The organism is Gilliamella sp. wkB7 (assembly GCF_001693435.1).
GTDB classification, from domain to species: Bacteria; Pseudomonadota; Gammaproteobacteria; order Enterobacterales; family Orbaceae; genus Gilliamella; species Gilliamella apicola_N.
The window spans coordinates 2,511,367-2,532,304 of the sequence record NZ_CM004509.1; the positions used below are offsets into that span (position 1 = coordinate 2,511,367).

General features: G+C 36.8%; 13 protein-coding genes and 1 tRNA gene. 11 read left to right on the forward strand and 3 right to left on the reverse strand.

What is annotated here, in order from left to right; translation table 11 throughout:
- Positions 1–284 precede the first annotated feature (284 nt).
- Positions 285–2,432 (forward strand): carbon starvation CstA family protein, encoded by a 2,148-nt coding sequence (locus A9G17_RS11130; RefSeq protein WP_373271487.1) that lies wholly within the window; start codon positions 285–287, stop codon positions 2,430–2,432.
- Between the two features lie 473 nt (positions 2,433–2,905).
- Here the strand turns inward: A9G17_RS11130 and A9G17_RS11135 are convergent, their stop codons facing one another.
- The 3 genes from A9G17_RS11135 to A9G17_RS11150 form a co-directional block, all read right to left on the reverse strand.
- Positions 2,906–4,084 carry an NAD(P)-dependent alcohol dehydrogenase gene (locus A9G17_RS11135; protein ID WP_218059727.1) on the reverse strand — a complete coding sequence of 393 codons (1,179 nt, stop codon included), beginning with the start codon at positions 4,082–4,084 and terminating at the stop codon, positions 2,906–2,908.
- A 467-nt stretch (positions 4,085–4,551) separates the two neighbouring features.
- Positions 4,552–5,019: an NfeD family protein gene (locus tag A9G17_RS11145; protein WP_065738767.1), complete on the reverse strand. Its 468-nt coding sequence runs from the start codon at positions 5,017–5,019 to the stop codon at positions 4,552–4,554.
- A gap of 106 nt (positions 5,020–5,125) precedes the next feature.
- The gene (locus A9G17_RS11150) at positions 5,126–6,034 is read right to left on the reverse strand and encodes an SPFH domain-containing protein (RefSeq protein WP_065738768.1); all 909 of its coding nucleotides are present in this window, start codon (positions 6,032–6,034) and stop codon (positions 5,126–5,128) included.
- Between the two features lie 278 nt (positions 6,035–6,312).
- Between A9G17_RS11150 and A9G17_RS11155 the strand changes: the two genes are divergently transcribed.
- The 10 genes from A9G17_RS11155 to infB all read left to right on the forward strand — a co-directional run bounded on the left by A9G17_RS11155 (position 6,313) and on the right by infB (position 20,878).
- Positions 6,313–8,781 (forward strand): tetratricopeptide repeat protein, encoded by a 2,469-nt coding sequence (locus A9G17_RS11155; protein WP_141677590.1) that lies wholly within the window; start codon positions 6,313–6,315, stop codon positions 8,779–8,781.
- Positions 8,782–9,107: 326 nt separating this feature from the next.
- Complete coding sequence (locus A9G17_RS11160) at positions 9,108–10,670, forward strand: anthranilate synthase component 1 (RefSeq protein ID WP_065738770.1); 1,563 nt, start codon at positions 9,108–9,110, stop codon at positions 10,668–10,670.
- Positions 10,670–12,304, forward strand: a complete 1,635-nt coding sequence (trpD, locus tag A9G17_RS11165; protein WP_065738771.1) for a bifunctional anthranilate synthase glutamate amidotransferase component TrpG/anthranilate phosphoribosyltransferase TrpD — start codon at positions 10,670–10,672, stop codon at positions 12,302–12,304. The genes A9G17_RS11160 and trpD overlap by 1 nt, the downstream gene beginning before the upstream one ends.
- A gap of 15 nt (positions 12,305–12,319) precedes the next feature.
- Positions 12,320–13,702 (forward strand): bifunctional indole-3-glycerol-phosphate synthase TrpC/phosphoribosylanthranilate isomerase TrpF, encoded by a 1,383-nt coding sequence (trpCF, locus tag A9G17_RS11170; protein WP_065738772.1) that lies wholly within the window; start codon positions 12,320–12,322, stop codon positions 13,700–13,702.
- Positions 13,703–13,727: 25 nt separating this feature from the next.
- Positions 13,728–14,921 (forward strand): tryptophan synthase subunit beta, encoded by a 1,194-nt coding sequence (trpB, locus tag A9G17_RS11175; protein WP_065738773.1) that lies wholly within the window; start codon positions 13,728–13,730, stop codon positions 14,919–14,921.
- Positions 14,918–15,724 (forward strand): tryptophan synthase subunit alpha, encoded by an 807-nt coding sequence (trpA, locus tag A9G17_RS11180; protein ID WP_039127615.1) that lies wholly within the window; start codon positions 14,918–14,920, stop codon positions 15,722–15,724. Before trpB ends, trpA begins: the two co-directional genes overlap by 4 nt.
- A gap of 207 nt (positions 15,725–15,931) precedes the next feature.
- Positions 15,932–16,008, forward strand: a tRNA-Met gene (locus A9G17_RS11185).
- Between the two features lie 193 nt (positions 16,009–16,201).
- Positions 16,202–16,663, forward strand: coding sequence for a ribosome maturation factor RimP (gene rimP, locus A9G17_RS11190; protein ID WP_025316054.1), 462 nt, complete (start codon positions 16,202–16,204; stop codon positions 16,661–16,663).
- Between the two features lie 16 nt (positions 16,664–16,679).
- Positions 16,680–18,155 carry a transcription termination factor NusA gene (nusA, locus tag A9G17_RS11195; RefSeq protein ID WP_039127608.1) on the forward strand — a complete coding sequence of 492 codons (1,476 nt, stop codon included), beginning with the start codon at positions 16,680–16,682 and terminating at the stop codon, positions 18,153–18,155.
- 17 nt (positions 18,156–18,172) lie between these two features.
- Positions 18,173–20,878: a translation initiation factor IF-2 gene (gene infB / locus A9G17_RS11200; RefSeq protein ID WP_065738774.1), complete on the forward strand. Its 2,706-nt coding sequence runs from the start codon at positions 18,173–18,175 to the stop codon at positions 20,876–20,878.
- The last annotated feature ends 60 nt before the right edge of the window (positions 20,879–20,938 follow it).

Genomic DNA, 20,938 nt, shown 5'->3' on the forward strand with positions numbered 1-20,938 from the left:
ACCAATAACGTTTTACCGCTTAGCGTCTAATTTTGACCACTCATAGTCTTAATCTAACCTGAAACTTAAATATTATTACTATTTTTACAAGTTAAAAATTACTATATTCTCGAACGTAAAAGGACCGTTAGTTGATATATTAATCCATTGAAATTATGTGGATTTAATTTTTGAGTAATGTTAAAAATTTTTTATTAATCATTCGTAACAATCGTTAAATAGCATCTGTTTTGATGGACTTAAGTATCAAACTAATTAATTTTAAACTTATAAAGAGAATTATTATGAATAATAAAGTCTTTAAGCATATTCCATGGCTAATCTTGGCCCTTGTTGGAGCATGTTGCCTTGCTGTTGTTGCCTTAAGGCGTGGTGAACATGTTAGCGCACTTTGGATTGTTGCCGCTTCGGTATCAATTTACCTTGTTGCATATCGTTATTACAGTTTGTATATCGCCTCAAAAGTGATGCAACTCGATCCTACTCGCGCAACTCCGGCTGTCATTAATAATGATGGTTTAAACTTTGTGCCAACGAATAAATATGTCTTGTTTGGTCACCATTTTGCTGCTATTGCTGGTGCGGGTCCTCTTGTTGGTCCTGTTCTTGCTGCACAAGTAGGTTATTTACCGGGCACACTTTGGTTACTTGCTGGGGTCGTTTTTGCTGGTGCGGTGCAAGACTTTATGGTTCTATTCTTATCTTCACGCCGTAATGGTTCATCATTGGGTGAAATGATAAAAGAAGAGATGGGGCCTTTTCCGGGAACCATTGCCTTATTTGGTTGTTTTTTAATTATGCTAATTATACTAGCCGTATTAGCATTAATCGTTGTTAAAGCATTAGCTGAAAGTCCTTGGGGGGTATTTACCGTCTGCTCAACCGTACCAATTGCCTTATTTATGGGTATTTATATGCGATTCCTAAGACCAGGACGAGTTTTAGAAGTCTCAGTTATTGGTATTGTGTTATTAATCTTATCAATATGGTTTGGTGGTGTTATTGCTCATGATCCTTATTGGGGACCCGCGTTAACGTTCAAGGCAACCACAATCACCTTTGTTCTTGTGGGTTATGCATTAGTTTCTGCTATGTTACCAGTGTGGTTAATTTTAGCACCACGCGATTATTTAGCGACTTTCTTAAAAATCGGGGTAATTGTTGGTCTCGCAATAGGTATTGTTATTTTAAATCCTGACTTAAAAATGCCAGACGTTACCCAATATGTCGATGGTACAGGTCCTGTTTGGAAAGGTTCGTTGTTTCCATTCTTGTTTATTACCATTGCTTGTGGTGCGGTTTCAGGATTCCATGCACTGATTTCATCAGGTACTACACCAAAATTATTGGCTAATGAAAAAGACGCACGTTTTATTGGTTATGGTGCAATGTTAATGGAATCTTTCGTGGCAATGATGGCTTTAGTTGCAGCCTCAATTATTGAACCGGGTCTCTATTTTGCGATGAATACTCCGCCAGCGGCGTTAGGTATCACCATGCCAGATTTGCATAAACTTGGAACTGATGAAGCACCAGTGATTTTGGCACAATTAAAGGATGTCACAACACATGCTGCTGCAACGGTAAGTTCTTGGGGATTTGTCATTTCACCTGAAGAAATCCTACAAACTGCAAAAGATATTGGTGAACCATCTGTACTAAATCGTGCTGGAGGCGCACCAACGTTAGCAGTGGGGATTGCTCATGTATTCCATCAAATTCTTCCGGGCGCCAATATGGGCTTTTGGTATCATTTTGGGATCTTATTTGAAGCACTGTTTATCCTTACTGCATTAGATGCTGGTACGCGATCTGGTCGCTTCATGTTACAAGACTTATTAGGTAACTTTGTACCATTCTTGAAAAAAACAGATTCGCTAGTAGCAGGCTTTATCGGCACATTAGGTTGTGTTGGTCTATGGGGTTATTTACTCTATCAAGGCGTTGTGGATCCATTAGGTGGAGTTAAGAGCTTATGGCCATTATTTGGTATCTCTAACCAAATGTTAGCAGCTGTGGCGCTTGTGCTTGCAACTGTTGTATTAATTAAGATGAAACGAGCGCAATATGTCTGGGTAACAGTTATTCCAGCAATATGGTTATTAATTTGTACAACATGGGCATTAGCATTGAAATTATTCAGTAATGATCCCCAATTAGAAGGATTCTTCTATTTAGCAAGCGAGTATAAACGTCGTATCGCTGAGGGCGGTTCATTAACGCAACAGCAAATTGATAACATGCACCATATTGTAATCAACAATTATACTAATGCAGGCTTAAGCATTCTATTCTTGGTCGTTGTTTATAGCATTATCTTCTTTGGTATTAAGACAGCTTTAAAAGTTCGTAATAACAAACATAGAACCGATAAAGAAACCGCTTATGTACCTATTCCAGAAGGTGGTGTAAAAACGTCTATGTCACATTAGTTAATCATCATTAGGATGTTCTATTAATCAGGCATCCTAATGGTAGTGATAAATAATCAATTTTCATTTTATGCTCATCAATCAATATCGGTTGATGAGCATTTTTTATAAATAAATTTACGAATTCAAAAATAGATTGCTATTTAATTTGCTCTAATTTGATTTTCTTGGAAAGATTTCCATGTTGACAAGCTTTTGCTCGTTGCCTAATTCTATCTTGCATGTAATGGCTAATGCTCTATTTTTTAGAAAGATATCGTCAATTTTTGATTTAATTATTATTAACTCATCAGGATAAAAGCAATATCAAAAATCTTGTCAATGATGTGAACTTTTCCTGCTTTTTTCGTGAAGATTTATACTATCGGAAAGCCGTATCTTTATATCCTTAAACCAAAAGCCGTTAATTTAATACGACTTTTGGTTCTAATGATGTTTGATGATACGTTTTGCCTTTAATTTGCTAATTTAATTTAAATGGTAGCAGCGTCAATCACATAGCGGAAGCGTGCTTTTTTCGCTACCACATCTTTCCATGCTTGATTAATTTGATTTGCACTGATCATTTGAATTTGTGGGCGCACTCCTGTTTGAGAACAGAACTCCAAAAGCTCTTGAGTTTCAGCAATACCACCAATCATTGAAGCATTAAAATTTACCCGTGACTGTGACAATACAATATTATTAATATCAAGCATAAAATTTTTCCCCATTCCAACCACGGTAAAATAACCGAATGGTTTTACAGTTGCCGCGTATTGTGCTGCATCAAACTGTTCTGGCACGGTAGCAATCATATAATCTAATTTGCCTTTATAAGGTTGTAATTTACTAAGATCATCGACTACAATCACTTCTTCCACACCAAGTTTACGGATATCTTGTTCTTTTTCAGCCGTCGTAGTAAAGGCATAGACTTTGGCTCCTTTGGCAATAGCAATTTTCACCGCTAAGTGTCCTAAACCTCCAATGCCGACAACGCCGACTTTATCACCTTTATTGATTTTGTATTTCATTAATGGCGAATATGTAGTTATGCCAGCACACAATAATGGCGCGGCTTCTTGTAGATTGATGTTTTCAGGAATATGTACCGCAAAATGATCGCGTACTACAATGTGACTGGAGTAACCGCCTTGAGTGATTGTGGTTGGCTCACGGTTGTCTGGATTGCCATAGGTGAATATCGTTTGTTGATTGTCACAATGTTGTTCTAAACCATTTTTACAGCTTTCACATTTTAAACAAGAATCAACCATGCAACCCACACCTGCACGATCACCTATTTTAAATTTGGTCACATTTTTCCCAACAGCAACAACAATGCCCACAATCTCATGACCCGGTACTTGCGGATAGGTCATTTTGCCCCAGTCGCCTTTTTCTTGATGAATATCTGAATGACAAATGCTGGCGTATTTGATTTCGATTAATATATCATTATCTCCTACAGGACGACGTTCAAACTCCCATGGACGCAGTTCTCCCGATTCATCAAAAGCGGCGTAGGCTTTTGTTTTTACATTACCGCCTGTGTAGTGATATTTCATTTGGGCGGTTGGGGTAATCGGGGCTGTACGAGCAGACACCATACCGGCTCCGACAGTGGTAGATAATTTTGAAAAACGACGTCGAGAGATTAATGCATTCATAATTGAATCCTTATCCATTATCTAAAAGTGAGGTTGTTTTATTAGATAGTTGCTTTTTTATAAAGCTATCGATTAAATTGTAATCTCCTAAATGATCTCTTACAATGCCTAAAATAAGAAAATACAATTCCAAAAAATGAGATCATGATTGAATCGTTTAGATGCGTTGAAATATTTTGTAGAAACGGTAGAAGTATTCAGTTTAAAAAAACCGCTGCGCAATTTTCTATTTCACCACTGGTGAACACTCGAATGATTGTTGAATTGGAAAATGATTTGGGCGAACTACTATTTAAGTTAAGCGAAATACCCGAAATAATATTTAGGATTGAGTGAATTAATGACGAGAGTTGACCGATTAACTGCTCATTTTAGCTATTGAGTATTTTCGATTATGACCATAAAAAAACGCGTCAATGACGTGCCTTGTAATTAAATTGTTTCTGATTAATTCAACCAATACAATATCACTCATGATTTAAAGGTTTTACATGCAAAGTTAAACCATTAATTGAAATAACCTCAACTGATTGACCAACGTCGAGATCTTTATCACATCTTGCTGACCAAGTCCCATCTTTAATTTTAACTCGCCCTGAACCATTAATAATCGCATCGGTAACAACCGTTTTAATGCCAATTAACTCCTGTTGAGGTTGATTGATCTGATTTTTTCGTGATTGATTGTGATCTCGTTTTTTTAATACAACCCACCAAATATAAGCTGAAGTGAGAGTGAAAATCGAAAAAAGGATCCACAAAACAGGCCAAGATAAAGGTAAAATCCAAGCGATTAAACCAACAACAATGGCTGCAATTCCACTCCAGAGTGCATATCCGCCCGTTCCTAATAGTTCAGCAATCAGCAACAGACCGCCTAAAGCAATAAATACCCAGTGAGGAGAATCATAAATAACCATTAAAAAATCAGACATTGGTTTTACCTTTCATTTATTGATTGAAATATATTTTTCAATTATCTCCTAGCTAATTGGTTATCAGCTAGGAAATTTGTGTTACTTAAACTTAATTTAATACCGATTATTTAGAATTTTTAATTAATTCCGCAATACCGCCAATGCTTCCCATCAGCGATGAAGCGTCAAGCGGCATCATTACCACTTTACTGTTATCTGAAGCGCCGATCTGTTGTAATGCCTCAGTATATTTTTGCGCAACAAAGTAGTTAATTGCATTAATATTACCAGCGGCAATCGCATCCGATACCATTTGTGTCGCTTTTGCTTCCGCTTCTGCGGCACGTTCACGAGCCTCAGCTTGTAAAAATGCGGCTTGTTTTTCACCCTCGGCTTTTAAAATTTCAGACTGTTTTTCACCCTCGGAACGTAAAATAGCGGCTTGGCGGATCCCCTCAGCTTCTAGAATTTCAGCACGCTTATTACGCTCAGCTTTCATCTGTGCATTCATGGCTGCAATCAACTCTGCCGGTGGACGCACATCTCGGATTTCGATACGGGTGATTTTAATGCCCCAAGGACTGGTTGCATCATCAACAATACTCAGTAATTTTGAGTTAATGTGGTCACGTTGCGATAGCATCTCATCAAGTTCCATACTACCGAGTACGGTACGAATGTTGGTCATCATAAGATTAATCACTGCACGTTCAAGTTGATTGACTTGATAAGCGGCTCTTGCGGCATCTTGGACTTGAATAAAGCAAACTGCATCAATTTGCACATTAGCATTATCTTTAGAAATGACTTCTTGAGATGGAATATCAAGCACTTGTTCCATCATATTAATTTTACGACCCACACCATCCATAAAAGGAATAATAATATTTAAACCTGGTTCAAGAGTATGAGTATATTTACCAAAACGCTCAATAGTATATTGGTATCCTTGTGGCACAATGGTAATGGCTTTAAAAACAGTTACTAGAGCAAGTAAAACAATCACTGCAATAAGAAGATAAAATATAGGCATAAGTTAAATTCTCTGGTTTTTAGGGATAATTTAAAAGTGTAAATCATTTTAATCGCTATAAGATACTTTGACAAATTATTAATTTACATAACTATATGAAATTAAAATAGCTTCTTGCATTGATTCTACTTATAAACGTAAACATATTTATAATAAAATTGTTCAAAATAAAATCTATTAACAAAATATTTTCGTATTTTATTGAACTGTTGATAAAATCAAATGACTAAAAAGTATACCTAATATTATTAACAGTGTAATACCTTAAATACTATTAATTGATTATAAAAATAATAAAAAAAGGAATTGGAATGGAACAACAAAATACAGAGTTAGACATTGAACAACTAATTGAGCAACTCAAAAAAATTACTCGGCAAGATGGCGCAGAAAAATATGCAGAGGCTCAGTATGATTTGGGTAAAATTTATTATGAATATAAAGAAGATTGGCAACAAGCAATAGAACATTTTAAAAAAATCAAAAAGAAAGAAAATTCAGATATATACGCTAAAGCTCAACTTTATTTAGGTATCATCTACTTCTATAAAAAACATAACGTTAATAAAGCTGAAAAACATTATTTAAAGATTGAAAATAAAGACGATCCAGATATATATGCTGCAGCACAATTGAATTTAGGTGTTATTTACTACAATGAAAAACATAACATTGAGAAGGCTGAACAATGTTATTTAGAGGTTAAAAAGGAAGATAATAAAGAGGTATATGCTCGAGCACAATTGAATTTAGGTATTATCTACCAAACAGAAAAACATAACATTGAGAAGGCTGAACATTGTTATTTAAATATTGAAAAGCAAGATAATCCAAAGGCATATGCTCAAGCGCAATTGAATTTAGGTATTATCTACCAAGAAGTAAAACATAACATTAAGCGGGGAGAACAATATTATTTAAATATTGAAAAGGATGATAATTCAGGTGTATATTTTGCAGCACAATTACATTTAGGGTTTATTTACCAATTTGAATATAATAATTTTGAGTGGGCAGAAGAATATTATTCAAGAATTGAAGAGCGAGATAATCTAGAATTATATGCTGTAGCACAATTGCATTTAGGTATTATTTACCAATATGAATATAATAAATTTAATAAGGCAAAAGTATATTATTCAAATATTAAGAATCAATATAATTCAGCGGCATATGCTGTGGCACAATTTAATTTAGGTCTTATTTACCAAAATAAACAAGATATTGAGCAGGCTGAACACTATTATTTAAAAATTGAAAAGCAAGATAATCCAGTGGCATATGCTGCGGCACAATTTAATTTAGGTGTTATTTATCAAAATAAACAAAATATTGAGGAAGCTGAACGTTTTTATTTAAATGTTGAAAAGCAAGATGATCCAGATAGTTATTTTAAAGCACAAAGAAAATTAGGTGATAATAATTTCTTTGAAAAAACAAAAACTAATTTAAAATCACCAGAAGAATATTATCAAAATGTGGCTTATTCTGATAATTCATTTAAAAGTTATATTATTGCTCAAATGATGTTATCTGTGATTAGCAATAAAGATTCATCAATATTTAAAGAAAAACAAAGAGATAAATTGGTTGCCAAAATTTGTGATATTAGAGAATTAACAATTAACATACAAAAAGAATTACTTGTAAAGTTTAATTTAAATGAATCTGAAAATAATGATGGACAAGTATTTGAGCGACAAGTGGCTCATTACACCAAACCAGAAGTGTTATTTAATCTTTTAAAAAATAAACTAAGTGACTTTCGTTTGAATGTGGTTGATTTTATGAATGATCCGACAGAAAACCAAGTTTTAACTTATTGGTTAGGTATAAATACTGAAAATAATAATGAAATCAAAACGTTTTTAGCTAGTTTTTCATTTAATCATAATTCATTAAATCAATTCAGGCTTTATGGTAATGAAAACAATATTGTCGGTTCAAGTGTCAGTGTGGTTTTTAATCAGGAATTTTTTAGTAAAAATATTAAGCGAACTATTAACTCCGAGGGTATTAATTCTTTATTCAAATATGAAAATTTAAGTTCGCAACAAAATGATTTAAAAGAAAATTCAAACCCAAAAAATCCTGAAAATGTTGCTGAAAAAAATATTACATCTTCTGTTGGTTCTTTGCCTTTATTCCGTTGTCTCTACTTTGATCCAAAAAATGGCTACATTAGTATTGCTAAACGTAACAAGTACTCCTTTTATTTAGAACATCAAAGTGATTCTCCTGAAAAAATTGATGATAAATGGGAAGATTATTTAAACTTGCTAAAAGAAAAAGAAAAAGAAAAAGAAAAAGAAAAAGAAAAAATAACTAGAATTAGAGAAAAATTAGAAAAAATCAAAGAAATTATTGATTTTTTTAAAAATCCTAAAGAATCTGAGCAAAAAGAGATAATCGAAAAAATAACTAATTTGGATCAATTGATTGCTTTAGCATTGATGCCTATCTCATGTTTAGTCAAGCATGCCGCTTTTGAGGATGAAGATGAGTGTCGGATGATTTATATTACCAATATTGCAGATGAGTTAATACAAGCACCGACAAATTATGCTTATGCGAGTAGTCTATTTGTTAATTATGGCAAAATAGAAGATTATCTTGAAAAGATCTACTTAGGTCCTCAATGTCAACCTCACCATAAATTGTGGATCACAAACCATGTGAGAACTTCTCAATCTAAAACCAGAAGCAAGCCGATTAAAGTAGTTCAATCGGAAATGCCATTACGTTGATAATAAAAAGCGCGGATTAATCAACGCGCTTTTTTATTTTATAAAAATTAAATTTTATTCATCGAACATAAAATATTCACTTGACATTGCATCATTGAACTAGTTTAATAGTACAAAATTTATTTTATACCGATAACATCATGAAAATACAATCTTTACATCTTATTACTCGTTCATTCGCTTACTTCGGTTGGTGGTGTGGTTCATTTTGCGGGTAATGTGATGATGGATAGTCTTTTTCGCAAAACCCGCTTAATGCGGGTTTTTTAGTTTTAGGATATTAAAAGAATTCGTCTGAATAAAAATTTAAACATAGAGAGTCAACAATGAATAAGCCAACATTAACTCAAATAACCAAAACTATCGGTTATTATCAAGATCCGACTCAGGTGTTTTATCAATTGTGTGATAGCCGACCTGCAACGTTGCTGCTTGAATCGGCTGAAATTGATAATAAGCAAGGCATTAAAAGTGTGATGATTGTTGATAGTGCTTTGCGCATTTCAGCGCTGAATACCAAAGTCACTATTGAAGCGTTAACAACCAATGGTGAAAAACTATTACCTTTGTTGCAACAAGCCGTTGACGATAAAGTGGTTAAAACGTTCGCTAATGCGCAAATATTAACATTAGTTTTTCCTGATATTGATCATCTGCAAGATGAGGATTCACGTTTGAAATCTTTGTCGGTATTTGATGCATTAAGAACCTTGTTAACAGTCGTTAATGTACCAGAAAATTCCAGTCCAGATGCGGTTTTTGTTGGCGGATTATTTTGTTATGATCTGGTCGCGGGATTTGAAAATCTACCAATTTTATCTTCTGAACAGCGTTGCCAAGACTTCTGTTTTTATTTAGCTGAAACACTATTAGAAATAAATCATAAAGATCATCTATCCATTTTAAAAGCAACCGCATTTACGTCTGACACTAAAGAAATTGAACGATTAACGCAAAGATTGGATGAGCTACAAACAACGTTAAGCAAACCGATGAAGCCAATTGATAGCCAATCGCTTGCCAAAATCGATGTAAGTTGCAATAAGAGCGATGATGATTTCAATACCATCGTAAAAAAAATGCAAGATGCCATTCAGCAAGGCGAGATTTTTCAAGCAGTACCATCGAGACGTTTTACATTGCCTTGTCCAAAACCATTATCAGCTTATCAAGTACTAAAAACCAATAATCCAAGTCCTTATATGTTTTATATGCAAGATAAAGATTTTGTGTTATTTGGTGCTTCACCTGAAAGTGCACTTAAATATACTAAGGCAACCAATCAAGTTGAAATCTACCCTATTGCTGGCACACGCCCACGAGGTCTGACCAAAAATGGCGATATTGACCATGATTTGGATAGTCGTTTAGAACTTGAGATGCGAACTGATAAAAAAGAGTTGGCTGAGCACCTAATGCTGGTTGATTTAGCCCGCAATGATTTAGCTCGTATTTGTGAGCCGGGTACACGTTATACTAAAGAGTTGTTGAAAGTCGATCGCTATTCGTTTGTGATGCATTTGGTTTCTCGGGTTGTGGGTCAGCTACGTCAAGATTTAGATGCATTACATGCTTATAAAGCCACGATGAATATGGGTACATTAACTGGCGCACCAAAAGTACGTGCAATGCAATTAATTGCCGAATCCGAAAAAGTGAAACGGGGTAGTTATGGCGGAGCGGTAGGTTATTTTACCGCAAATGGTGATCTTGATACCTGTATTGTGATTCGCAGTGCTTATGTTGAAGATGGCATAGCCACAGTGCAAGCTGGTGGGGGAGTGGTGTTGGATTCGGATCCTCAGTCCGAATCAGACGAGTCACGTAATAAAGCTCGCGCAGTAGTTAGGGCGATTATGACAGCACATAATGTAGAAGGTGTATTCTAATGGCTAATATCTTATTTATTGATAATATTGATTCATTTACTTATAACTTGGTTGATCAATTACGTAATAGCAAACATTGTGTGACTGTCTATCGTAATACGATTCCTGCCGATGTGATTATTGAAAAATTATCACAAATGCAAAATCCTATTTTAATGTTATCTCCAGGTCCTGGCACACCAAGCGAAGCGGGCTCTATGCCTGAACTGTTAAAACGGTTAAAAGGTAAATTACCAATCATTGGTATTTGCCTTGGGCATCAAGCTATTGTTGAATCCTATGGCGGCAGTATTGTGCCGGCGGGTGATATTTTACATGGTAAGGCATCGCTTATTGAGCATGATGAGCAAGCGATGTTTGCAGGGTTGCCTAATCCATTGCCCGTTGCGCGTTATCATTCTTTAAAAGGTGAGAATATTCCCAAAACGCTCACGATTAATGCACTTGGCAACAATATTGTAATGGCTGTGCGCAATGATGAGGATCGAGTTTGTGGTTTTCAGTTTCATCCGGAATCGATTTTAACCATTCAAGGTGTAAAACTGTTAGAGCAAACCATAGCTTGGGCACTTAATCCACCACAAAAAATAGCCGAACCTAATCAGCAAAAAGCAATTGTTGATAAACAAGAATACAATATTCAACCAATATTAAATAAGTTGTATTTAGGCCAAACAATTACGCAGGAAGAAAGCAAAATACTTTTCAACCTCATCATTCAAGGTAAAATTGAGCCAACGGTATTAGCAACGGCTATCATCAGTATGAAAGTGCGTGGCGAAAAACCAGATGAAATTGCGGGAGCAGCGCAGGCTTTACTTGAAAATGCAGATAGTTTTGATATACCTGATTATGATTTTACCGATATAGTCGGTACAGGTGGGGATGGTACGAACAGTATTAATATTTCAACCGCCAGTGCCTTTGTAGCCGCTGCATTGGGTTATAAAGTGGCAAAACATGGTAATCGTGGCGTGTCGAGCAAATCGGGATCTTCTGATGTGTTATCTGCTTTGGGAATTAAATTAAATATGCCAGCCGAAGCATCACGTAAAGCCCTAGATGAATTAGGTGTTTGCTTCTTGTTTGCCCAGCAGTATCATTCAGGGTTCCGTCATGCAGCGCCAGTACGACAACAGTTAAAAACACGTACTATTTTTAATGTATTAGGACCATTGATTAATCCTTCTCGTCCTAAACGTATTTTACTAGGGGTTTATCATCCTGATTTGATCCAACCTATTGCAGAAACATTAAAAATGCTTAACTATACTCATGCTTATGTGGTACACGGGGCAGGGATGGATGAGGTAGCGATTCATGGTGCTACCCAAGTGGGTGAAGTTAAAAACGGCGAAATTCGTTATTTTACTTTAACGCCAGAAGATTTTGGTTTACCAACTTATACAGTAAAAGATATTGAGGGCGGTACGCCAGAGATGAATCGTGATATGTTAATTGCGATTTTACAAGGTCATGGTAAACCTGCTCATGAAGCAGCAATAGCTGTCAATGTAGCGATGTTGATGAGTTTGTTTGGACAAGCTGATATTAAACAGAATGCAAAACGCGCGATCGATATGATGCATAGCGGTAAATCTTACGAGTTATTGCAGAAGTTAGCAGCAAGATAATAGATGGAGAATAATATGGTAATTGCAGCATTAACCAAAAATGTTGAAATGGCAACAGTATTAAAAAAGATCATTCATGATAAGCAGATTTGGTTATCTCAGCAGCAAGCAGCTAAACCACTTGCAACTTTTAAATCGAATGTGAAACCCAGTGATCGTGATTTTTATCAAGCTTTAAATCAAGCTAAAACGGCGTTTATTTTGGAGTGCAAAAAGGCTTCGCCGTCTAAAGGATTAATTCGTGATGATTTTGACCCAGCCGAAATTGCTAAAATTTATAAAAATTATGCATCAGCTATTTCTGTTTTGACCGATGAAAAATATTTTCAAGGTCATTTTGAATTTTTACCGATTGTACGTAAAGAGGTGACACAACCTGTACTTTGTAAGGATTTTATTATTGATGAATACCAAATTTATTTGGCTCGTTATTATCAAGCTGATGCCATTTTATTAATGCTGTCAGTCGTGACAGATGATGAGTATCAACAGTTAAGTGAGGTTGCTCATCGACTTAATATGGGCGTTTTAACCGAAGCGAGTACTGAAAGCGAAGTAGAACGAGCAATTAAATTAGGAGCTAAAGTTATTGGCATTAATAATCGTAATTTGCGCGATCTTACCGTAGATTTAAATCGAGTTAAGAATTTATCGAAAACGATTCCTGACGATCGCATTGTTATTAGCGAGTCAGGAATTTATACTCATAATCAAGTAAAGGATCTGCGTCAGTATGCCAAAGGCTTTTTAATTGGCAGCGCGTTGATGTCAGAGCCTAATTTAGATTTAGCCATTCGCAAAGTCGTGTTGGGTGAAAATAAAGTCTGTGGTTTAACTCGTGCCGAAGATGCGGTCAATGTTTACCAAGCAGGAGCAGTATATGGCGGGTTGATTTTTGTTAGCAGTTCACCGCGTTATATTCAACCCAATAAAGCCCGCAGTGTGATGTCGGCGGCACCTCTTAATTGGGTGGGCGTTTTTAAAAACCAAAACATTGATGAAGTATGTCAAATTGCTGAGCAGTTATCTCTTTACGCCGTGCAACTGCATGGTAAAGAAGATGCTGACTACATACAAGCTTTACGCGAAAAGCTACCTTTAACCTGCCAAATTTGGAAAGCACTAAGTATTGATGGCACAGTCCCAGAGCATCATAATCCATTAGTTTCACGTTATGTCTTTGACAATGGTGCGGGTGGAACAGGTAAAAGTTTTGATTGGTCATTACTTGAGAATCATGAGTTAAGTAATGTGATTTTAGCTGGAGGCATCAATCCAGAAAATATTAAGTTAGCTATTGCAACCAGTGTGATTGGGGTTGATCTCAATTCAGGAGTTGAACAGTCGCCTGGCATCAAAGATAAACAGAAAATCAACGCAGTATTTGAACAAATTTAATTTTTAATTATAAAAAGGAATGGTTATGTCTAAATTAAATCCTTATTTTGGTGAGTTTGGTGGGCAATATGTCCCCCAAATATTAATGCCTGTACTAGAACAACTTGAGCAAGCTTTTTTATCAGCGATACATGATCCAAATTTCCAAAAAGAATTCAATGATCTATTAATTAATTATGCCGGTCGACCAACTGCGCTGACATTATGTAAAAATTTAACTGCGGGCACTAAAACTAAACTTTATTTAAAACGAGAAGATTTAGTGCATGGTGGGGCACACAAGACCAATCAAGTATTAGGTCAAGCTTTACTGGCTAAACGCATGGGTAAAACTGAAATTATTGCCGAAACTGGAGCAGGGCAGCATGGTGTTGCTTCAGCTTTAGCTTGTGCGCTATTAGGCTTAAAATGCCGAATCTATATGGGCGCAAAAGATGTTCAACGTCAAGCACCTAATGTCTTTAGAATGCGACTAATGGGCGCCACAGTGATTCCGGTTGAAACAGGTTCAGCAACGTTGAAAGATGCCTGTAATGAAGCGCTACGCGATTGGTCTGGTAGCTATGAACACGCTCACTATATGCTTGGTACAGCAGCGGGTCCACATCCTTTCCCAACTATTGTGCGTGAATTTCAACAAATGATCAGCCGTGAAGCTAAACAGCAAATTTTAGAGCGTGAAGGCCGTCTGCCTGATGCTGTTATTGCTTGTGTTGGTGGAGGATCTAATGCGATTGGTATGTTTGCTAACTTTATTGATGATAAATCCGTTAAATTAATTGGTGTTGAGCCCGGCGGGCATGGTATTGAAAGTGGCGAGCATGGCGCTTCATTAAAACATGGCAAGTTAGGTATCTATTTTGGAATGAAAACCCCAATGATGCAGACTGACGAAGGACAAATTGAAGAGTCTTATTCAATTTCAGCAGGACTTGATTTTCCAGCAGTGGGCCCACAACATGCTTATTTAGATAGCATTGGTCGAGCGCAATACGTTTCGATTACTGACGATGAAGCACTTGATGCGTTTAAAGAATTATCCCGTCATGAAGGAATTATCCCCGCACTTGAATCATCACATGCATTAGCCTACGCGATGAAAATGATTAAAGAAAACCCAGACAAAGAACAACTATTAATTGTTAACTTATCTGGTCGTGGTGATAAAGATATATTTACTGTTTATGATGTTTTAAAAGCAAAAGGAGAAATACAATGAGCCGTTATCAAAAACTGTTTGCAACTTTAGCAGCGGAAAAACGTGGTGCATTTGTTCCTTTTGTACCGGTTGGCGATCCAACACCTGATCTTTCGCTAGAAATTATCCAAACCTTGATTGATGCAGGTGCTGACGCCTTAGAATTAGGTATCCCATTTTCAGATCCAATGGCCGATGGTCCAACCATTCAAAATGCTAATATTCGTGCTTTTAAAGGTGGTATTAGCGTTGAAAAATCGTTTGAAATTTTAAGTAAAATAAGAAAGCAAAATGCTGATATCCCAATAGGTTTGCTTATTTATGCTAATTTGGTGTTCAAAAATGGTATTGATAACTTCTATGCTAAATGTGCCAAAGCGGGCGTCGATTCAGTATTAATTGCTGATTTACCTGTGGAATATGCACCAGAATTTACCGATTCTGCTGAAAAACATGGAATTGACCCAATATTTATTTGTCCGCCTAATGCAGATGATGAAGTGATAAAGAATATTGCTAAACAAGGTAAAGGTTATACTTATTTGGTCTCGCGTGCAGGCGTAACAGGTACTGAAAATCGTGCTAATAAACCTTTAACCCATTTACTTGATAAATTGCATGAATATGGTGCTCCGCCAGCGATTCAAGGATTTGGTATTTCTGAACCGTTTCAAGTCAGTGAAGCCATTAAATCGGGTGCTGCTGGGGCTATCGCGGGTTCGGCTACAGTTAAAATTATTGAGCATAATCTGGATAACACAGATAAAATGCTGAGTGAATTAGCGAGCTTTGTTAAAACGATGAAACAGGCGACAAGCAAGTAATCTTATTTAAAGAACTAACATTGGTATAATGAACTTGAAATATGGATTTTTATACCAATATTAGGTAATCAATTATGCTTAATTTACCTGAATACACAAGCAAAGTTAAAGTGTGTTATTTTTAAAAACTTTAAGCATAATTGATAAAACGAGCGTGATTTTAAGTTGCATTTTATCCAAAAAGAAGTATAATTCTCAGTCATCTATCGCGGGGTGGAGCAGCTTGGTAGCTCGTCGGGCTCATAACCCGAAGGTCGTTGGTTCAAATCCAGCCCCCGCAACCACTTAAATTTTCATTCATAAATCAATCAACCCTTTTTATTGCATGAAAGTTCAACTCAAGTGGCTTCATTATAATTGGTTTTTTAAATGTAGCCTCGCATGTCGAGGTTTTTTTTCGTGTTGTGATTTTAAGCGTAAGTTTAAAAAGAATGTTGGGCTTTATGCCCTTTTTTATTTTCTGCAGTGGAGGTTTGTTTGGCTAATATAGAACAGCAATTAACTGATATCATTCAAGAACCAGTAAATGCACTTGGTTTTGAGTTAGTTGGCGTTGAATACATTCGTGGTCGTTATCCTGTACTTCGAGTCTATATTGATAATGAAAATGGTATAACTGTTGATGATTGTGCTGATGTTAGCCGACAAATTAGCGCAGTACTTGATGTTGAAGACCCTATCAAAGACGCCTATAACCTTGAAGTTTCATCGCCAGGTATGGATAGACCTCTGTTTACGCTTGAACATTATCAACGCTTTATTGGTGAAGAAGTCACTATTAGTTTACGTATTCCTGTTGCAAATCGTCGCAAGTGGAAAGGTAGGATAAAATCCATTGATAATGACATGATTACATTAACGGTGGAAGATAATGATGAAGTGTTTGCTTTTAGTAATATACAGAAAGCAAACATAGTACCTAATTTTAACCTTAAATAGAGTACGGGTGTAAAGGATGAATAAAGAAATTTTAGCTGTTGTTGAAGCAGTATCAAATGAAAAAGCACTAACGCGTGACAAAATTTTTGAAGCGCTAGAAACAGCATTAGCAACAGCCACTAAAAAGAAACAGAATGTGGATATTGACGTTATTGTAAAAATCGACCATAAAACAGGCGATTATGACACATTCCGTCGTTGGCATGTTGTGAGTGATGTCTCTCAACCAACGAAAGAAATAACATTAGAAGCAGCACAATATGAAGATCCATCAGTACAACTCGGTGATTATGTTCAAGAACAGATTGAATCAGTAGCATTTGACCGTATTACTACCCAAACAGCGAAACAAGTTATTGTACAAAAAGTACGTGAAGCTGAGCGAGCCATGGTAATTGACATGTTCAGAAATCGCATTGGTGAAATCGTAACGGGTATTGTCAAGAAAACTAACCGTGATAGTGTAATTCTTGATTTAGGTAATAATGCCGATGCAATGATGTTACGTCATGACATGTTACCACGTGAAAACTTTCGTATTGGTGACCGTGTTCGTGGTATTTTATACCTTGTTGAACAAGATAACAAACCAGCACAACTTTGTATCAGTCGTTCTAACCCTGAGATGATGGAAGAATTATTCCGTATCGAAGTACCAGAAATTGGTGAAGAGATGATTGATATTAAAGGTGTTGCTCGTGATCCAGGATCGCGTGCCAAAATTGCAGTTAGCAGCAATGACCGTCGTATTGATCCAGTCGGTGCTTGTGTTGGTATGCGTGGTGCACGTGTTCAAGCGGTATCAAATGAATTTGGTGGTGAGCGAATCGATATTGTTTTATGGGATGATAACCCAGCACAATACGTAATTAACGCTATGGCGCCTGCAGATGTGGTGTCAATCGTTGTTGATGAAGATAAACATACTATGGATGTCGCCGTTAATGCCGATACGTTGCCACAGGCAATTGGTCGAAATGGGCAAAATATTCGTTTAGCATCACAGCTTACGGGCTGGACATTAAATGTTATGAGTACCGAAGATTTACAAGAAAAACATCATGCAGAATCTTTTGCTTCAATTAGTAATTTCATGAAGCATTTAGATATTGAAGAAGATCTTGCACAACTATTAGTTGAAGAAGGATTTACTTCATTGGAAGAACTTGCTTATGTACCTGTTGATGAATTACTTGAAATTGAAGAACTTAATGAAGAACTTGTTGAAGCATTAAGAAGTCGAGCAAAGGATGCATTAACCACAATGGCATTAGCGACGAGTGGTGACAAAAGACCTGCTCAAGATTTATTAGATTTGGCAGGTATGACACAAGAATTGGCCTATCAATTAGCACAACATGACGTAACTACTTTGGAAGATTTAGCTGAACAAGGTACCGACGATCTAGCCGACATTGAAGGTTTAACAAGCAAACAAGCTGGCGATTTTATTATGGCTGCACGTAATATTTGTTGGTTTGCAAATGAATAATTGAGGGAAAGTTATACATGACCAAAGTATCAATCGAAACACTGGCTCAGGAAATAAATACTCCAGTGCAAACACTTTTGCAACAGTTTGCCGATGCAGGTATTAAAAAAACAGCATCTGATACTGTTACACAAAAGGAAAAAGAAGCTTTGCTTGCGCATTTAAATCCTCAGCAAGGTCCGACCAAATTAACGTTGCAACGTAAAACACATTCAACTTTAAATGTGTCAAGTGCTGGCGGTAAAAGCAAAGAAATTAAAGTAGAAGTTCGTAAAAAACGAACTTTTGTCAAGCGCGATCCAGTTGAACTTGTAGCAGAACAAGAGAAAGCTCGTCTTGAAGCCGAAAAAATTAAGCAAGAAGCTGAATTGAAAGCCCGCCAAGAAGCGGAAGAAAAAGAGAGATTAGCAGCTGCAGAAGAAGCTAAGAAACGTGAAGAAGAAGCTAAAAAACAAGCTGAAATTCAGGCTCAGGCTCAAGCACAAGCTCAGGCTGAAGAAGAAAAAGCTAAGCAAGTAGCAAAAACAGAACAAGCGCACCCTGTGGATCCTAAAGTGAAAAAAGCACAAGAAGAGAAGGCTCGTTTAGAAGCCGAAGCTAACGAAATTAAACGAAAAGCAGAAGAAGAAAATCGTCGTAAACTTGAAGAAGACGCTAAACGTATGGCTGAAGAAGCACGTAAATTAGCAGAACAATACAGTGATACGGATGAGACTGATAATTCAGATGATGATGATTATCATGTTACCACTTCTAAATATGCAAGAGCGGCTGAGGACGATACCGATCGTGAAGTAGAAAGCGCTCGTGGGCGTGGTCGCAACGGTAAACAAACTAAGCAGAAAAAAGGTAGCAAACTTTCTGAAGGTAAAGCTGAACGTGAAGAAGCGCGAGCTGTTACACGAAGTGGTCATAAAAAGAAAGGTAAAAGCGCATTGCAACAAAGCTTTAATAAACCAGTACAAGCGGTTAACCGAGATGTTGTGATTGGTGAAACAATTACCGTTGCTGAATTAGCCAATAAAATGGCTGTAAAAGGCTCAGAAGTCATTAAAACCATGATGAAGATGGGCGCAATGGCAACCATCAACCAAGTAATCGATCAAGAAACAGCACAGCTTGTTGCTGAAGAAATGGGACATAAAGTGGTACTTCGTCGTGAAAACGAGCTTGAAGAATCACTTATGAGCGATCGTGATACTGGCGCAGAAAAAGTTGCACGTGCACCTGTTGTGACCATTATGGGACACGTTGACCATGGTAAAACATCGTTACTTGATTATATTCGTAAAGCGAAAGTAGCATCAGGTGAAGCGGGTGGTATCACTCAGCATATTGGTGCTTATCATGTTAAAACTGCAAATGGTGAGATCACTTTCTTAGATACTCCAGGTCATGCGGCATTTACTTCAATGCGTGCTCGTGGTGCAAAAGCGACCGATATCGTGGTACTTGTTGTTGCTGCTGATGACGGTGTAATGCCACAAACAATTGAAGCTATTCAGCATGCTAAAGCTGCAAACGTGCCAATTGTTGTTGCTGTAAATAAAATTGATAAACCAGAAGCCGATCCTGAGCGTGTAAAAGGCGAATTGGCTCAATATGGCGTTATGTCAGAAGATTGGGGCGGTGATACTCAGTTTGTTCATGTTTCAGCTAAAGCAGGTACGGGTATCGATCAACTACTTGAAGCGATCTTATTACAAGCTGAAGTACTTGAATTAACTGCTTACGAAACTGGAATGGCAAGTGGTGTTGTTATTGAATCATTCCTTGATAAAGGTCGAGGTTCTGTTGCTACCGTACTAGTTCAATCAGGTACTCTACGTAAAGGCGATATTGTACTTTGTGGATTTGAGTATGGTCGAATTCGTGCAATGCGCAATGAATTAGGTAAAGAAGTGACTGAAGCGGGTCCATCTATCCCAGTTGAGATTCTTGGTCTATCTGGTGTGCCATCGGCGGGTGATGAAGCAACCGTTGTACGTGATGAGAAGAAAGCTCGTGAAGTTGCGCTTTATCGACAAGGTAAGTTCCGCGATGTGAAATTAGCTCGTCAACAAAAAGCGAAACTTGAAAACATGTTCACCAACATGACCGAAGGTGATGTATCTGAACTCAATATCGTGTTAAAAGCAGATGTTCAAGGTTCCGTTGAAGCAATTTCCGATTCATTACTTAAACTATCAACCGATGAAGTTAAAGTTAAAATTATTGGTTCAGGTGTAGGTGGTATTACTGAAACTGACGCTTCTCTTGCGGCAGCATCTAATGCAATTATTTTAGGCTTTAACGTACGTGCTGATGCATCTGCGCGTAAAGTAGTTGAAACAGAAAACTTAGATCTACGCTACTATTCAGTAATTTATGATCTTATTGATGAAGTTAAACAAGCAATGAGCGGTATGCTTGCACCTGAGTACAAACAAGAGATCATTGGTCTTGCCGAAGTACGTGATGTCTTTAAATCACCAAAATTTGGTGCGATTGCTGGCTGTATGGTAACGGAAGGTGTGGTGAAACGTCATAATCCAATCCGTGTATTACGTGATAACGTGGTTATCTATGAAGGCGAACTTGAATCATTACGTCGCTTTAAAGATGACGTCAATGAAGTTCGTAATGGTATGGAATGTGGTATTGGTGTACGTAACTATAATGATGTTCGCGTTGGCGATACTATTGAAGTGTTTGAAACTATCGAAATCAAACGTACGATTTAGTCATTACGCTGTCTTTTATAAGCAAGGTTTAAGCCTTGCTTATTTATATTTAAAGGAAAA

What these genes read in the sequence shown, in the direction of transcription:
- A9G17_RS11130 (WP_373271487.1), top strand. Translation starts at nt 285, where the DNA reads ATGAATAATAAAGTCTTTAAGCATATTCCATGGCTAATCTTGGCCCTT.
- A9G17_RS11135 (WP_218059727.1), bottom strand. Translation starts at nt 4,084, where the DNA reads ATGAATGCATTAATCTCTCGACGTCGTTTTTCAAAATTATCTACCACT.
- A9G17_RS11145 (WP_065738767.1), bottom strand. Translation starts at nt 5,019, where the DNA reads ATGTCTGATTTTTTAATGGTTATTTATGATTCTCCTCACTGGGTATTT.
- A9G17_RS11150 (WP_065738768.1), bottom strand. Translation starts at nt 6,034, where the DNA reads ATGCCTATATTTTATCTTCTTATTGCAGTGATTGTTTTACTTGCTCTA.
- A9G17_RS11160 (WP_065738770.1), top strand. Translation starts at nt 9,108, where the DNA reads ATGAATAAGCCAACATTAACTCAAATAACCAAAACTATCGGTTATTAT.
- trpD (WP_065738771.1), top strand. Translation starts at nt 10,670, where the DNA reads ATGGCTAATATCTTATTTATTGATAATATTGATTCATTTACTTATAAC.
- trpCF (WP_065738772.1), top strand. Translation starts at nt 12,320, where the DNA reads ATGGTAATTGCAGCATTAACCAAAAATGTTGAAATGGCAACAGTATTA.
- trpB (WP_065738773.1), top strand. Translation starts at nt 13,728, where the DNA reads ATGTCTAAATTAAATCCTTATTTTGGTGAGTTTGGTGGGCAATATGTC.
- trpA (WP_039127615.1), top strand. Translation starts at nt 14,918, where the DNA reads ATGAGCCGTTATCAAAAACTGTTTGCAACTTTAGCAGCGGAAAAACGT.
- nusA (WP_039127608.1), top strand. Translation starts at nt 16,680, where the DNA reads ATGAATAAAGAAATTTTAGCTGTTGTTGAAGCAGTATCAAATGAAAAA.
- infB (WP_065738774.1), top strand. Translation starts at nt 18,173, where the DNA reads ATGACCAAAGTATCAATCGAAACACTGGCTCAGGAAATAAATACTCCA.